Origin of the sequence: Halobacillus salinarum (assembly GCF_022919095.1) — a bacterium.
Taxonomy (GTDB): Bacteria; Bacillota; Bacilli; order Bacillales; family Halobacillaceae; genus Halobacillus_B; species Halobacillus_B salinarum.
This window is the reverse complement of the sequence record NZ_CP095073.1, coordinates 1565067-1580498: the sequence shown is the minus strand read 5'-3', so window position 1 is coordinate 1580498 and position 15432 is coordinate 1565067. Positions and strand designations below refer to the sequence as shown.

The 15432-nt window shown below is 43.4% G+C and carries 15 protein-coding genes and 1 pseudogene; all 16 read right to left on the bottom strand.

Annotated features, from left to right (window positions below; translation table 11 throughout):
- Positions 1–8: 8 nt before the first annotated feature.
- Entirely contained in the window at positions 9–638 is a 630-nt protein-coding gene (hisH, locus tag MUN89_RS07985) for an imidazole glycerol phosphate synthase subunit HisH (protein ID WP_244712747.1), read from the bottom strand.
- Positions 635–1231: an imidazoleglycerol-phosphate dehydratase HisB gene (gene hisB / locus MUN89_RS07980; protein WP_244712746.1), complete on the bottom strand. Its 597-nt coding sequence runs from the start codon at positions 1229–1231 to the stop codon at positions 635–637. The genes hisH and hisB overlap by 4 nt, the downstream gene beginning before the upstream one ends.
- Positions 1228–2502: a histidinol dehydrogenase gene (gene hisD, locus MUN89_RS07975; RefSeq protein ID WP_244712745.1), complete on the bottom strand. Its 1275-nt coding sequence runs from the start codon at positions 2500–2502 to the stop codon at positions 1228–1230. Before hisD ends, hisB begins: the two co-directional genes overlap by 4 nt.
- The gene (hisG, locus tag MUN89_RS07970) at positions 2499–3137 is read right to left on the bottom strand and encodes an ATP phosphoribosyltransferase (protein WP_244712744.1); all 639 of its coding nucleotides are present in this window, start codon (positions 3135–3137) and stop codon (positions 2499–2501) included. Before hisG ends, hisD begins: the two co-directional genes overlap by 4 nt.
- Positions 3130–4311: an ATP phosphoribosyltransferase regulatory subunit gene (locus MUN89_RS07965; RefSeq protein WP_256464021.1), complete on the bottom strand. Its 1182-nt coding sequence runs from the start codon at positions 4309–4311 to the stop codon at positions 3130–3132. Before MUN89_RS07965 ends, hisG begins: the two co-directional genes overlap by 8 nt.
- A 372-nt stretch (positions 4312–4683) precedes the next feature.
- On the bottom strand, positions 4684–5493 hold the full coding sequence (locus MUN89_RS07960) for a hypothetical protein (protein WP_244712742.1): 810 nt from the start codon (positions 5491–5493) through the stop codon (positions 4684–4686).
- 399 nt (positions 5494–5892) lie between these two features.
- A pseudogene (locus tag MUN89_RS07955) lies at positions 5893–7574 on the bottom strand (glycerol-3-phosphate dehydrogenase/oxidase).
- Positions 7575–7791: 217 nt separating this feature from the next.
- Complete coding sequence (gene glpK, locus MUN89_RS07950) at positions 7792–9285, bottom strand: glycerol kinase GlpK (RefSeq protein WP_244712741.1); 1494 nt, start codon at positions 9283–9285, stop codon at positions 7792–7794.
- A gap of 22 nt (positions 9286–9307) precedes the next feature.
- Entirely contained in the window at positions 9308–10111 is an 804-nt protein-coding gene (locus MUN89_RS07945) for an MIP/aquaporin family protein (protein WP_244712740.1), read from the bottom strand.
- A gap of 118 nt (positions 10112–10229) precedes the next feature.
- The gene (locus MUN89_RS07940; protein ID WP_244712739.1) at positions 10230–10775 is read right to left on the bottom strand and encodes a glycerol-3-phosphate responsive antiterminator; all 546 of its coding nucleotides are present in this window, start codon (positions 10773–10775) and stop codon (positions 10230–10232) included.
- A complete protein-coding gene (locus tag MUN89_RS07935; protein ID WP_244712738.1) occupies positions 10765–11313 on the bottom strand; it encodes an acyltransferase in 549 nt (182 codons plus the stop codon). Before MUN89_RS07935 ends, MUN89_RS07940 begins: the two co-directional genes overlap by 11 nt.
- Before the next feature lie 3 nt (positions 11314–11316).
- Positions 11317–11955 carry a pyrophosphatase PpaX gene (gene ppaX / locus MUN89_RS07930; protein WP_244713637.1) on the bottom strand — a complete coding sequence of 213 codons (639 nt, stop codon included), beginning with the start codon at positions 11953–11955 and terminating at the stop codon, positions 11317–11319.
- A 36-nt stretch (positions 11956–11991) separates the two neighbouring features.
- Complete coding sequence (lgt, locus tag MUN89_RS07925; RefSeq protein WP_244712737.1) at positions 11992–12825, bottom strand: prolipoprotein diacylglyceryl transferase; 834 nt, start codon at positions 12823–12825, stop codon at positions 11992–11994.
- 13 nt (positions 12826–12838) lie between these two features.
- Positions 12839–13774 carry an HPr(Ser) kinase/phosphatase gene (gene hprK / locus MUN89_RS07920; RefSeq protein WP_244712736.1) on the bottom strand — a complete coding sequence of 312 codons (936 nt, stop codon included), beginning with the start codon at positions 13772–13774 and terminating at the stop codon, positions 12839–12841.
- A gap of 162 nt (positions 13775–13936) precedes the next feature.
- Positions 13937–14287 (bottom strand): phage holin family protein, encoded by a 351-nt coding sequence (locus MUN89_RS07915; RefSeq protein WP_244712734.1) that lies wholly within the window; start codon positions 14285–14287, stop codon positions 13937–13939.
- A 17-nt stretch (positions 14288–14304) separates the two neighbouring features.
- The gene (locus MUN89_RS07910) at positions 14305–15330 is read right to left on the bottom strand and encodes a DUF4097 family beta strand repeat-containing protein (RefSeq protein WP_244712732.1); all 1026 of its coding nucleotides are present in this window, start codon (positions 15328–15330) and stop codon (positions 14305–14307) included.
- Between the last annotated feature and the right edge of the window lie 102 nt (positions 15331–15432).

Below are 15432 nucleotides of genomic sequence, written 5' to 3'. Positions count from 1 at the left end.
ATTTCTCCTCACTGTTTAACCATGGTCTTGCAGAAGTTCTCAAGAAGTTTCACGCCTGCGCTTCCACTTTTTTCTGGATGAAACTGACTGGCTACAACATTTCCCCTTCCTACAATTGCCGGTACCTGCCTATGATAATCGGCAGTGGCATATAAGATGGAGGTGTCTTTCGTTTCCACAACGTAGGAATGTACAAAATAAACATAATCCTCAAGAACATCCGTAAACAGCGGCTGGTCGGGCTGGTGAATGTTTAAGCGGTTCCAGCCCATATGAGGCACTTTATAGGCATCTCCATTTTCATCCTTATCAGAGAACCTGACAATATTTCCAGGGAAATGACCAAGTCCTGCAGTTATTCCACCTTCCTCACTGCGTTCAAATAAAAGCTGCATGCCTAAGCAAATCCCATAAAAGGGGAAGTTTTCATTGATTTTTCGATGAATGAAGTCGATAAAACCATGTTCATGCAAGGCTTTCATTGCGTCTGGAAATGCTCCTACGCCAGGAAGGATATATCCGTCACAATCCTCAATTTGATAAGGTCTTTCTCCAAGCTGATAAGGAATATTCATGCGCTCTAACGCTTTTGATACGCTGAATAGGTTTCCCATCCCATAATCGATGATGCCAATCATGACAAGCTCCCCTTCGTACTCGGAACACCTTGAACTCTAGGATCCAATTGTGTGGCTTCATCCAGAGCTCTGGCAAGCGCCTTAAACATTGCTTCGATAATATGATGAGTATTGTGACCATGATGAAGGACGATGTGCAAATTCATGCGCGCTTCAACCGCTAATTTCCAAAAGAATTCATGAACATTTTCCGTGTCAAACGTACCTACACGGTCCTTTGGAAGTACAGCCTTCCATTCGAAATGTGGGCGGTCGCTTAAGTCAACGGCAACGGTTACAAGCGTTTCGTCCATCGGCAGGGTCATTGAACCATACCGTTTCATTCCAGCTTTATCCCCTATCGCCTGTCGCAACGCCTGCCCCAGGCAAATACCAATATCCTCCGTTAAATGATGGTCATCTACCTCTACATCGCCATACCCTTTCACGCTAAGATCAAAGAGACCGTGCTTAGTGAAAAGCTCAAGCATATGAGATAAAAAGGGAACTTGGACATCCAGGTCTGCTTTCCCCGTTCCATCAATAGTTAAATCCAGGGAGATATCGGTTTCCCTGGTTTTACGTTCGACTGCTGCTCTGCGTCCTTCTCTCATTTCCATCGCTCCTTACGTTTTTCTACTGCTCTTGCATGGGCTTCCAGGCCTTCCAGCCGGGCAAAGCGGGCAATTTTGTCAACGTTTTTCTTGAGTGCCTCTTCACTATAAGCTATAACACTGGACTTTTTAACAAAGTCATCAACATTGAGAGGGCTAGAAAACCTCGCCGTCCCATTCGTAGGCAGTACGTGATTAGGACCTGCAAAGTAATCCCCTACCGGCTCACTGCTGTATGGACCGAGGAAAATGGCTCCGGCATGCTTAATTTTCCCAAGCTGCTGATAAGGGTCTGAGGTCAAGATCTCTAAATGCTCAGGAGCAATTTCATTCACTGTGTCTACGGCGTCCTGCATTGTCGGGCACACGACAGCCATTCCGTAGTCCTTTACACTTTGTCTGGCTATATCTTCACGAGGGAGGTCGTTGAGCTGTTCTTCAACCGCGTTGTTAACAGCTTCCGCAAGGACAGCGCTTGTCGTAATAAGGACACTCGAAGAGCGCGCATCATGTTCCGCCTGGGATAAAAGATCAGCCGCTATTTCCGTCGAAGCTGCTGATTCATCGGCCAAAATCGCGATCTCACTTGGTCCAGCAATCATGTCAATATCGACATCACCAAACACTTCTCTTTTCGCTAAGGCCACAAACACATTCCCAGGTCCAGTAATTTTGTCTACCGCAGGAATCGTCTCCGTTCCATATGCAAGTGCTGCGATCGCCTGAGCTCCTCCTGCTTTATACACTTCAGTAATCCCTAAAATGCGGGCTGCGACCAAGACCCCGGCTGGCACTTTACCGTCTTCTCCCGGCGGTGTACACATCACAATGTGATCTACCCCGGCTACTTGTGCTGGAATCACGTTCATAAACACTGAAGAAGGGTAGGCAGCTGTTCCTCCAGGCACATACACGCCAGCGGCATCAAGAGCCGTAATTTTTTGACCGAGCAGCGTTCCATCACTGCTCGTATCAAACCACGACTGGGATAGTTGCTTTTCATGAAAGCTGCGAATGTTCGCTGCTGCTTCGGTTAAGATTTCAACAAATTCACCATCCACTGATTCGTACGCCTGATCGAATTCATCTGGATTCACCTTTAATGATTCCAGAGAGACTTCGTCAAATTGGCGGGTATAGGCAAACACAGCCTCATCTCCCCGCGATTTTACCTCTGTAATAATTTCCTTTACGGCCCGTCTTTGTTCTTCGGTTCCCTGGTCTACACTGCGTCTTAAGGAAGGAAGGTCACTTCGGGTTACGATTTTCATCCTGTCTTCACCTCAACAACCTCGCTTAGTTTTTGCGCTAATTCATCAATTTCCTGACTTTTTACACGGTAGCTTACCGGGTTCACGATTAATCGTGATGTAATCTCTGCGATTTTTTCATATTCCACAAGACCATTTTCCTTTAAAGTCCTTCCGGTCGAGACAATATCGACAATTCTGTCAGCGAGTCCAATCAGTGGAGCCAGCTCAATCGATCCATTAAGAGGAATAATTTCTATCTGCTCGCCTTTTTCCCGGAAATAATCGGATGCCACTTTCGGGTATTTCGTCGCTATCTTTGGAGCAATCCGGCTTAAAGGCTGATCAGGAAGCCCCGCAACAGCCACATAGCACGGACTTATTTTCAAATCGAGTACTTCATATACGTCTCTGTCCTGCTCTAATAACACGTCTTTGCCAGCAATACCAATGTCTGCAGCCCCATATTCGACATAGGTTACAACATCCATCGGCTTAGCCATCATGATTTGGAGATTTTGGTCTGGATATTCAAGAATCAGCTTTCTTGATTTTTCTTTGTCCCCTCCTAAATCATAGCCGGCTTGCTTCATTAAGGAGGCAGCTTCTTCATAAATGCGCCCTTTCGGCATAGCGATCGTTAACGGTTTATTCAACGGACTCGCCTCCTGTAGTTAAATTAATTGTCTTTTGTAAATGTTGTTGAAAAGCCTGAAGATTAGGGATTTGATCTACGTGCTGCAACAGCACCTGATACCCTTGCTGCCGCAATTCCTTAGCCTTTTGAATGCCTTGCCCATGCGTGTCCTCATCAACAAGAACTGCTACTCTTGTATCTTTTTCTTCATGCTTTTGCAAAGCTTCCACAAGCCGCTCTACACGGATAGCAAATCCAGTTGCAGACGCGTTTAACTGAAAAGTAGGAAGTAGTTGGTCATAACGCCCGCCATTGCATAATAATGCGCCCAGATTTGGAGCGTATCCTTCAAACAGAATCCCGGTATAGTAGTTCATATGGCTGATCAAATTTAAATCAAAATGAATATACTGAGCAACTCCATATTGCTTGAGCAGCTTATAAAGCTGTTTAAGTTCATTAACCGCCAGAATGCAGGACTGATTTCTCGCTAATGATTTACTCATTCCGAAGATTTCTTCGCCACCCCTTAAGTGGAGCAGCTGAAGCAGGGAATCTTCAGCTTCCTTAGGAAGTGATAATTCCTTCACGGCTTCCCTATATCCTACATAGTTTTTACGATATAAATAATTCAATAACTCATCCATCGTCGTTTCATCATCTTTAAGCACATCGCTGAAAAAACTTTTCACATATCCGATATGACCAACGGTAATTACGAAATCCTCCAGTCCGGCCTGCTTCAACGATTCTACAAGCAAAGCAATCACTTCTGCATCTGCATAGGAAGAATGGTCGCCAATGAGTTCCGTTCCCACTTGCTCAAACTGGGCAGGCTTTCCTCCCTCTGCCTGCTGGGCACGGAAAACTGGTCCATCATAAGCAAGCCGCAATGGAAATTCAGCATTTTTTAACTGAGAAGCTGCCACCCGTGCAATCGGAGCGGTCATATCAGGGCGGAGCACTAAGGAATGGCCCTGCTGATCCAATAACTTAAACAGCTGCTGATCGAGGGTAGCGCTCACTCTCCCCACCGTTTCGTGATATTCAAGCAGCGGTGTATCCATAAATGAATAGCCATAGGATAAAATGGCCTCAGACAACTGGTTTCTAGCTCGCTTCTTTTGATTATAAAAAAAAGGAAGCGTATCTCGCATTCCTAATGGTTTTTCAAACATGAGCCTCTTCCCCATTTTTTCTCATTCCTTTCGACAAATCCTTTAGCATGCTAACATGCTACCAAAATAAAGAACAACCGTCAATGACTTCTGCTATATTGCATCTATTGAATTGTACCCACCTTTATCATAGCAGAAACACTCTTACAAAAAAGCGTGCTTGGATATATCCGCAGTTCGATTCACTCCTTCACAGCATGCATGGCTCCTTACAGTACCTATCTCTTTTCAATAAATGAAAAAGCGTGCAGATACACATAAGTGATCCGCACGCTAAAACGCATATGTAGAAGAGTATACCTGGTATCAAGAGTTCAGCCCAATATGCTTCTATGCCTTTCTATCCTTAATCCCTGCGTTTGGATTTGGCAGGCAGCTGAATCACGATTACCGATGGGTTTGCATTAAAAAGATAAAAGCCATGAGTGATGAAGGAACCATTTCTTGAACTTTCCACTCTATAACACTCCCTGGCAAATCACCGAATTGCGCTGCGGCTTCCTTCGTAACTGCTCCTTGTTTTACTACCGCCCATGTAAAACCTTTTTGGTCTTTAACTGTATAGTGAGCAATGTATGGGTCTCCTTCTGCAAACCACTTACATTCCTCATTTTCTATATATCTGTACACAGACTTACCGGTGGCTTTGTTTTTTTTGATCGTTGTGTAAGCAAGATATTCATCATTTACATTCTTGACATACCCTCTCCACGTCAAACCGCCTTTCTTTTCAAGATGATAGACGGGTTTTCCATCTTTTTGGTACATTGTGTATTCTTCTGGGATCCATATTCCACCCGTGACAGAATAAGTAAAGTAGAATACAGCAGGAAAAGATCCACGCTTCTTCAACTCGCTGTAAACAGAACCATTCATGGCATAAAGTTTCTCTCTCGTCTCTTTTTTATAGTAATGTCCTATATACATTGTTGCAGGGACTTGTTCCAAGTTCATTTTCTCTTCGTCTTTTGTAAAATCTCGCTTCGTTCTGCCGGCACGATTGTAATCCCTAAAACCCGTAAAGAGTAGAACAGAACCTGAAATTAAAAATAATAAACCGTACAGGATTCCTAAAAGAAGTGTACTGTAATTAAAAAACAACCCCGCTAGAAATAGCAAGGCTAAAGATAATAACACTACTCCCAGCGCCGTCTGCCTTCTTGCATCCTGTTTCAATAAAGTATGTAAATTTACCATCCTTATTCACCAGCTTTCCCTTTCCATACTATCTTTACGATTACTGTGCAGGTGAAGTTTCAAAAACGTGGCATTAAAAATCGGGGAGTTACATAATTAGCAACCACCTTCTAAAGACGAACAGTGAAGGAATTGGTAAATTCCGAAGCTGTCGTTGGTTGTAAGACCGATTCGGAAATACACTCCGCTTTTGGCGTGCTTCAGCACGTAGGCTAGTTCGATGTCGGAGCGGCCACGCGCCGACCCAGTAAGGCAGATATCAAAAGTAATGACAGGAATTAGATTTGAAGTTTATCTCCCAAAAAATCCGAATGATGGTGAAGTCTTATCGTAATAAGTTCACCTTCATTCGGATTAGATAATGGCTAAAACTCTTTCGTCCCAGCTCCAATCATTTTGTCAGACAGTTTCCCGCACGTATTCAATCGGCTGGACTGCTTCTTTTAACAGCTGCTCTAGCTCTTCGGTGTACTCTTGTTTTTGAGACTCTGTCCAGTTTAATTCTTCAGCCATGTAATGAATCACTTGGTCTTTATATTCTCTCACCATTTGAATATTAAAGAACAAAGCCCCCGTTCTTCTAACAAAAAAGTCAACAGGTTTAAAGGTGAGTTCATAATTTAATCCATACACGAGCTTGGCAAATACAACTGGCTCGATTCCTTCTTGTTCCGCTCTTTGCTTCCCTTCTTTGTAAATATTAAACACAATATCTACGTTGGAACCGTACAGCCTAACCAGTTGTTCTGCATCCTTATGAGATAATCCCATTGATTCTGCTACTTGAATCCGTTCTCTCTTAAACTGTTCGAATCCTTGAGAACCGTTCACCTCTCCGCCTGAAATCGGCATATTTTTCGTTTCTGAATCTGAATAGCGAATCCCGAACTCTTCCATTAATTGATCACGAACAAGATCAACTGCGGTTTGTGCCATTTTGCGATAGCCAGTCAACTTCCCTCCAGCCATGGAAATGAGTCCAGAATCCGAAACAAATATTTCATCTTTCCTGGATATTTCAGATGGATCCTTCCCTTCTTCATAAATAAGAGGTCGTACACCTGCCCAGCTTGACTCAATGTCATCCGGTGTAATATCAACCTTAGGAAACATCATGTGAATGGCATTGAGAATATAGTTGCGATCCTCTTCTGTCATCGTTGGATGAGAAATTTTTCCTGAGTAGGGGGTGTCTGTTGTACCGACATACGTTTTTCCGTCTCTTGGAATAGCGAAAATCATTCGTCCATCAGGTGTATCAAAATAGACAGCCTGCTGCAGTGGAAAAACTTCTTGATCAAAGACGAGGTGAACGCCTTTCGTCAGCTGAAGATGTTTTCCTTTTTTAGAGCCGTCTATCTCACGAAGCTCATCTACCCATGGACCACCGGCATTCACGACCTTTTTAGCTTTTACATGGTATTGTCTGCCAGTGATGGTGTCTTCAATTTTTGCACCTTGAATAGAACCTTGCTCATCATAAAGAAAATCGACCACTTTCGTATAATTAATTGAAGACGCTCCGTAATCCACAGCTTTCTTCATAACTTCAAGCGTAAGCCTTGCATCATCGGTTTTATATTCTACATAAAAGCCTGCCCCTTTTAAACCTTCCTTCTTAATCAGGGGCTCCCTTTTTAAAGCTTCTTCTGCACTTAACATCGTCCGTCTTTCATTTCTCTTCACACCTGCTAAATAATCGTACACACGTAAACCGATGTTCGTGGAGAAAGGACCAAAGTTCCCGCCTTCGTGGAACGGAAGCATCATCCATTCCGGAGTGGTCACATGAGGTCCGTTTTCATAAACTATCGCACGTTCCTTGCCTACTTCAGCCACCATTTTCACTTCAAACTGTTTTAAATATCTGAGACCGCCATGCACCAATTTAGTAGAACGGCTGGAAGTCCCGGCGGCAAAATCCTGCATCTCTATTACGGCTGTTTTCATACCACGGCTTGCCGCATCAAGAGCAATTCCTGAGCCGGTAATCCCTCCCCTACGACAAGGACATCCCATTCTTCCTGTTTCAGCTCATTTAATTGCTGCTCTCGATTGTAGCTGGAAAACTGCTGCTTCATAATATCTCTCCTTGTATTAAATCTTCATAAATGATGCCGTCTGATACGTATATTCCCAATAACCGGAGGAAATATGTGTTTTTTGTAATAAAAAAAGAGACCACGAAAGCCCTCGCAGCTAAGTACGAGGCTTCGTGGTCTCTCCGTATCTCCGACCTATATTGATTAACTTAATCTTAGTATATCAAAAACTAGAAGGACATCAAACCTTTTCAACCTAAATTTTAAATACCCGCGTCGCTTCTACGGCTTTTTGCCAGCCTTTATAAAGGTCTTCGCTTTTTCGTTGGTCCATATGAGGGTCAAACTCCCTTTCCAAGGCCCATTCTTTAGCGATCTCTTCCTTGCTTTCCCAAAAGCCGACCGCAAGCCCGGCTAAATAAGCAGCGCCAAGCGCTGTAGTTTCATTGATTTCAGGTCTTTCCACAGTAACATTGAGTAAGTCACTTTGGAATTGCATTAACAAGTTATTTTTGACTGCTCCCCCATCTACCCGGAGATTTTTCAGTTTTATGCCCGAATCTTCGATCATAGCATCGACTACATCCTTCGTTTGATAGGCGAGGGACTCCAAAGTAGCACGTACGAAGTGAGCACGGTTGGTTCCGCGTGTCAGGCCGAAGACAGCACCACGGGCATCACTGTCCCAATAAGGTGTACCGAGACCAACAAATGCAGGGACTACATAAACCCCCTCTGTTGAATTTACTTCCCCAGCAATTTCTTCACTCTGAGGAGAAGATTCAATCATTTTCAATCCATCACGCAGCCATTGAATTGCTGATCCTGAAACAAAAATACTTCCTTCTAACGCATATTCTACCTTACCGTCTACGCCCCAGGCCAATGTGGTGAGCAGTCCATTCTCAGATTTAACTGCTTCTTCCCCGGTGTTCATCAACATAAACCCGCCTGTACCATACGTATTTTTGGCAGATCCTTTTTCAAAGCATGCCTGTCCGAATAAGGCAGCTTGCTGGTCTCCGGCAATCCCGGCGATTGGAATTTCCTGACCGAAGAAATGGTAATCGACCGTGTTTGCATAAACTTCTGACGATGGCTTCACTTCAGGAAGCATCGATTCAGGGACTCCTAGTATATCAAGCAGTTCCTTATCCCATTTCAATTCATAAATGTTGTACATCAGTGTTCTTGAAGCGTTGGAATAATCGGTAATATGTGCCTTTTTACCAGATAGCTTGTAGACGAGCCACGTATCGATCGTTCCAAACAGCAAGTCACCATTTTCTGCTTTTTCTCTTGCACCATCTACATGATCTAGAATCCACTTCACCTTCGTGCCAGCAAAATAAGGATCAAGCAGGAGACCAGTTTTATCCCTGAACGTGTCATTATGACCTTGATCACGAAGTTCATTACAGATCCCCTGCGTTTGTCTTGATTGCCAGACAATCGCATGGTAAATCGGCCGGCCGGTATTTTTATCCCACACGACCGTTGTTTCCCTTTGGTTCGTAATCCCGATTCCGGCAATTTGCTCCGCTTCAACGTTGGCTTTGGTCAGGACATCTGCAATACACCCAAGTACTGACGTCCAAATTTCATTGGCATCATGCTCAACCCAGCCTGGCTTAGGAAATGACTGCTTAAATTCCTTTTGTGCGGTTTCCACAATTTCGCGCTCTTTATTAAATAATATGGCACGGGAACTCGTCGTTCCTTGATCAATAGATAAAATATACGATTCCATCTTTTTCACTCCTCCTAGAATGTTAGGCTTCTCGTGCTATTCGCAGTTCTTTTTGAGCGGAAGCAAATAGAATGGCTAAAATAATTATAGATACGATCCAAAACCATACTTTGGCATCACCCTCAAAGACAGCTTGATAAAACAAACCTCCGTAAATTCCCCCAAGGGCGGGGCCAACAACAGGAATCCATGCGTAACTCCAATCCGATCCCCCTTTTCCAGGGATGGGAAGAAGGGCATGTGCAATGCGCGGTCCCAGATCCCGGGCCGGGTTGATCGCGTAACCTGTTGTAGCTCCAAGCGACATCCCTATCGCTACAATCAATAGTCCTACAATGATCGGATTCAGCCCATCTGTAAACTTATTTGCGCCGATGAACAAAATCCCCATAACGAGGACAAATGTACCAATGATTTCACTAACCAAGTTGGAGATAGGACTTCGAATCGCTGGATCCGTACAAAATACGGATTTAATCGCCAAGGGATCCTCCGTATCCTTCCAATGGGGCAGATAATGAAAAAATACGATCGTTCCTCCGATGAATGCTCCAATGGTCTGAGCTGTAATATAAAGTGGAACTTTTCCCCACGGAAAATCGCCGACTGCAGCTAGTCCCAGGGTTACAGCAGGGTTGATATGAGCACCGGTGATATTTCCGACCGCATAAACCCCCATGGCTACACCCAGCCCCCATGCAACCGTGATCAGCACCCAGCCGCCCCCTTGGGCTTTCGTTGCATGCAGGTTGGCTCCGGCAATAACTCCTCCACCCAGAATAATGAGGATCATCGTCCCAATTAATTCGCCCATGAACTCTGTCAAAATTCATCCCTCCTCTATCAAGAGTGGACCGCCTAAGAAAAAATCCACACAATGATTCTATTTTCCAAATCATTGTGTGGATCTTCAGCTTCTATTCACGAATCGTTATGTAACAGCCTTAGGATGGCCATAGTGCCGCCCGTGAAGTAGATACCGCAGAAGCACCTGCACCGATGGCGTCCTCAATTTCTTCATGGGTACGGATTAATCCGCCAGCGATTACTGGTACGCCTAAACGATCCTTAATCTCTGTTATCATTCCCGGTAAAATCCCTGGCAAAACTTCCACATAGTCAGGCTTTGTTTTTTGGATAAGTTTCATATGATGATTAATCGCCTGACTGTCAATTAAAAACAACCGTTGTACGGTACAAAGATTATATTTTTTCGCCTGAATGATTGCTTGTGACCGAGTAGAAATGATTCCATCAGGTTTTACTTCCTGGCCTAGAAATTCCATGCCATACTCATCTGCTCTCAGTCCTTGGATTAAATCAACATGCACAAACACTTTTTTGCTCGCTTTATGGCCGACTTTCACTAGCTTTTTTAGTAGACCCAGCCTACTGTCAAGGATAATAATATAGGTGGTGCTGCTATCCAATAGCTTCTCGAAGTCTTTGATCTTTTTCACGGCTGGAAGCACCTGCTGTTCAATCTCCATATTCAGCTTCCCCACCTTTCAAAAACTCATCCACCGCTGCTCGCTTGTCCATCTCTTCCTTAGAATAGATAACAGTCATTGGATTTCCTCCAACGAATACGCCGGGAGGAACGTCTTTATGAACGAGCGTACCGGCAGAAATAATAGCTCCATTTCCAATAGTTACCCCAGGAAGAATGGTGGTATTAGCTCCTATCATCACCTCATCACCAATGACCACGTCTCCCAGTCTGTATTCCTTAATTAAGTACTCATGAGCAAGAATCGTTGTGTTGTAGCCAATGACACTATTACGACCAACCGATATCCGCTCCGGGAACATAATATCTACCATTACCATAAGCGCAAATGCGGTTTCCCTGCCCACTTCCATCTGCAACAAAGAGCGATACAGCCAGTTCTTTACTTTCAAGATAGGCGTATAACGGGCAATCTGAATCACGATAAAGTTTTTTATTACTTTGAAGAAAGGTACCGTTTTATATATGTGCCACAGCGAATTCGCCCCATGCACTCTATACCGCTCAGTCTTTCTCATTTTTTATCCTCCAGTTATTTCCAACAAATCGTTCATTTGCATTAACATATAGTCTGGATGAAGCTGTTCAAGCACTTCCCTGCCTTTGACTGTCCAGGCTACTCCTGCAGTTTTCGTGCCCGCATTCTTACCTCCCTCAATATCATGGGTGTTATCTCCAACCATAAGTGCCTCGCTTGCACACGAATCTAACGCTTGCAGTGCTTTAGCTACTGGTTCTGGATGAGGTTTTGCATTTGTCACATCGTCTAACGTTATGATCGTATCGAACAGACCATCAAGGCCGGTGATATTGAGACCAAGTTCGACTGTGTTACGCAGTTTGGTCGTTACAATTCCCAGTTTAAAGCCTCTTTCTTTCAGCAACTGGACCGTTTCTACCACACCTTCATAGGCTTTCACATAAGCATTGTGATGTTCAATGTTGTGTTTGCGGTAAACTTCAATTAATTCGTCTACCCGGTCCGGATCGATTTTACTTAAGCTTTCTTTTAAAGGAGGGCCGATAAAATCAAGCACTTCCTGCCTGGAATATGAACGGCCTCCATGCTGCTCAATCGTGTGCATAAAAGAGGCAATAATTAATTCATTTGTATCAATCAGCGTACCATCTAAATCAAAAAGTATCGTTCGAATACTCATCATAAAATTCCTTTCTTCCAAGTGTATCTATAACTACTAGTGTACTTGTTTACCGTTATAATATTTATTCGCCATGCCCGTTTTTCTACGGTAAAACATCACAGCCAGGGCAGCTATGACAAGAATAATTGAAATGAGCTGAGCCATGCGGATATGGCCGATTAAGTAAAGGCTGTCGGTTCTCATTCCTTCTATAAAGTAACGGCCGATAGAATAATAAATCAGATAACTTAAGAACACTTCTCCTCTTCGCGGATTGAATTTGTGCCTTAATATTAACAACAGCACCACTCCGAGAAGATCCCATAGGGATTCATACAGGAACGTCGGGTGGTAGACGGTTCCTTCAATACACATTTGCTGATTAATAAAATCCGGCAAATACTGCATGAAATTATTATAAAAGGATTCACTCACAGGTCCGCCATGGGCTTCCTGGTTCATAAAGTTCCCCCAGCGTCCGATCCCTTGTCCTAACAAAATACTCGGTGCAGCAATATCCACCATCTGCCAGAAAGAAATCTTCTTCACACGCGTGTAGATTAGTGCGGTAAGCGTTGCCCCAATGAGAGCTCCGTGAATGGCAATACCGCCTTCCCAAATGGCAAAAACATCCCACCATGGTCCACCAGTATACCGATCCCATTCAAAAATAACGTAGTAGATCCTGGCACAAATAATGGAGATTGGAATGGCATATACAACAATATCTATCAAATAGTCTTTACTTATCCCGAGTCTTTCTGATTCCCTCGTAGCAATAAGCAAGCCTAAAAAAGCACCAGTTGCAATAATGACACCGTACCAATAAATATTTAAGGGGCCCAAGTGTAGAAATACTCGATCTAATGCATCAGGTGTACAAGTCATGTGGCACTCTCCTCTACTCTTCCTTTAATTGGTCCTGATCGATGACTTTCGTTAAGCGGTCAGAAAATTCTTCAGCCGCATTTACACCCATCCGCTTCAAACGGAAATTCATCGCTGCTACTTCTATGATTACTGCTAAGTTACGCCCTGGGCGGACTGGAACTGTGGCTTTTGGTAAATCTACGTCCATGATTTTCATCGTTTCTTCCTCTAACCCTAATCGGTCATATTGCTTGTTTTTATCCCACAGCTCTAGATTGATGACAAGTGTAATTCGTTTAAAGCTCCTAACAGCACCCGCTCCAAATAAAGTCATCACATTGATAATCCCTAATCCCCGTATTTCTAATAAGTGCTCAATTAACGGAGGACTGTTTCCAATTAGAGTGTCGTAATCCTCCTGACGAATTTCAACACTATCATCCGCCACAAGCCGGTGGCCGCGCTTCACTAGTTCCAAAGCAGTTTCACTTTTACCGACACCGCTTTGACCGGTAATAAGCACGCCTATCCCATAAATATCAACAAGGACACCATGAATTGCTGTGAATGGAGCAAATTTTGACTCGAGATAGTTTGTAAGCCGACTGATAACTCTCGTCGTTTTATGCGGTGATCTCATAAGCGGGACACCTGCATCTCTTGCCGCAGCCAACAACTCTGCAGGTATATCCATCCCACGGCTGATCACAATCCCTGGAGTTACGTCTGTACATAGTTTATCTGCTCGTTCGCGGCGCTGTTCTTCATTGAGTTCATTAAAATAAGACAGTTCCGTTTTTCCAAGCAGCTGCAAGCGTTCTTTAGGGTAAAATTTAAAATAGCCGGTCATCTCTACACCTGGTCTCGAAATATCACTCGTATGTATTTCACGGTGCACACCATCTTCACCCGCTACGATTTCCAAGTTAAACTGTTCCAGTAAATCTTCGGTTCTTACCTTGCTCATTGGTTAGTTTACCTCCTCAAAAAACCTCAATCACTGTCCCCTATTGTAGCACTTTTTCAATGAAATTGGATAGTTTTCAAAAGCAGGGAACACAGGATCAGATCATGCTTTCATTTACCGAGCAAAAAAACCTCCAGTACGGACAGGTACTGGAGGTTTTGACTACCCTTTATCTTTAATCAAGCTATTTAAAACTAAGTTGATGATCGAAATGATGATCGCAGCAAGAATGGCTGTTCCAAATCCGTCTATTTCAAACGTGCTCCCCAGCAGCCCGTCAGTAATTAACAACGTAATTGCATTAATGACAAATAGAAACAGCCCCAGGGTTAGGACGGTAATCGGAAGGGTAAGCACGATAAGAATCGGCCGTACAATCGCATTTAGAATAGAGAGAATAAAAGCAGCAGCTATAGCTCCTACTACGCCATTAATCGATACAGCTGTAATTAGCCAGCTGACTAAGAGGATAGCAATGGCATTAACAATGACATGCAACAGCCAGTTCTTCATAACATTCACCTACTTTTTTACAGTTGTTTTGCTGGAATAATAGTTACGGCACCAGTTTTCGTTTCTGCTTCGATGTGATAGGTATCTTCATATTGTTCAAAAGCTTCAAATTCCAACTGTTTATTCATGACTTCTTTTTTATTGTTAAGAATTTTATAATTCTCAAGACGACAGTCAATGCTGCCGAAGCTGGTTTTAAGCTTCCCTTCAATTTCCCTGGCCGGCGGTAAATGAACGATTACACTTCCCGTAGTTGTTTTAAAGAAACCGCTGTTAGCTCTCGTGCCTTTGTTCTCTACGACTACGCTCCCAGTAACGGCGGAAGCATGGGCTTTGCCGAATTCTCCAATTAGTTTTATGGATCCGTTAATCGTATCGGCCTGGCATTCATCCAGTGCTGCTCCTACTACTTGAATCGAACCATTTCCTGTTTCCGCTTTACACGAGCTGCCTTTCATATCATTGAGACGAAGCGAACCATTCGCCGTTTTCACCTGGATGTGATTGCTTGCCAAGCCAAAAGCGTTGAGTGTACCGTTGCTCAGTTTTGTTTTAAAGAATTCATAGTGGTCATCAGGAATATACAAATGTACATTGGTCTTTATTTTCTTTGAAGGACTGGCAACCCGCAAAATACCGTTATGGATATTAAGCTGGCTGTCGGTAAAGAATCTTTCTTTTGCTTCCTCTTCAGAAGATACCTGGTAAACCTTTACCTCTAATTCAGCCTTGGCAAAATCCTCTTTCCATGTTTCGATGTCTAACGAGCCATTAGCGATCTGGATGTCAATATCATTAAAATCTTTTTTCTCTAACTCTTCCGTATGCTCAAAGCGGAAGGATTCTCCAAAAGTAAGGTCAAAGTCAGCATTTTTAATTTTTTCAACGGCTTCCCCAATAAAGTCTTTAATGCCATATCTTTTTTCTGAAGAGGAAGTCTGGTTATTCTTTTCTTCTACGGCGGTTAACAGCTTTTCCCCTTCCTCCGCAGTGATAGTGCCTTCTTCAATCATTTTTAATATTCTCATACGCTCTTCTGACATTGATCCATCTCTCCTTTACTTAACTCTAAGATTACACATTCCCCGATGTTGATTCAAGAAAACTAAAAAGGGACACCATGAGACGAAGGAATTCATCTTATG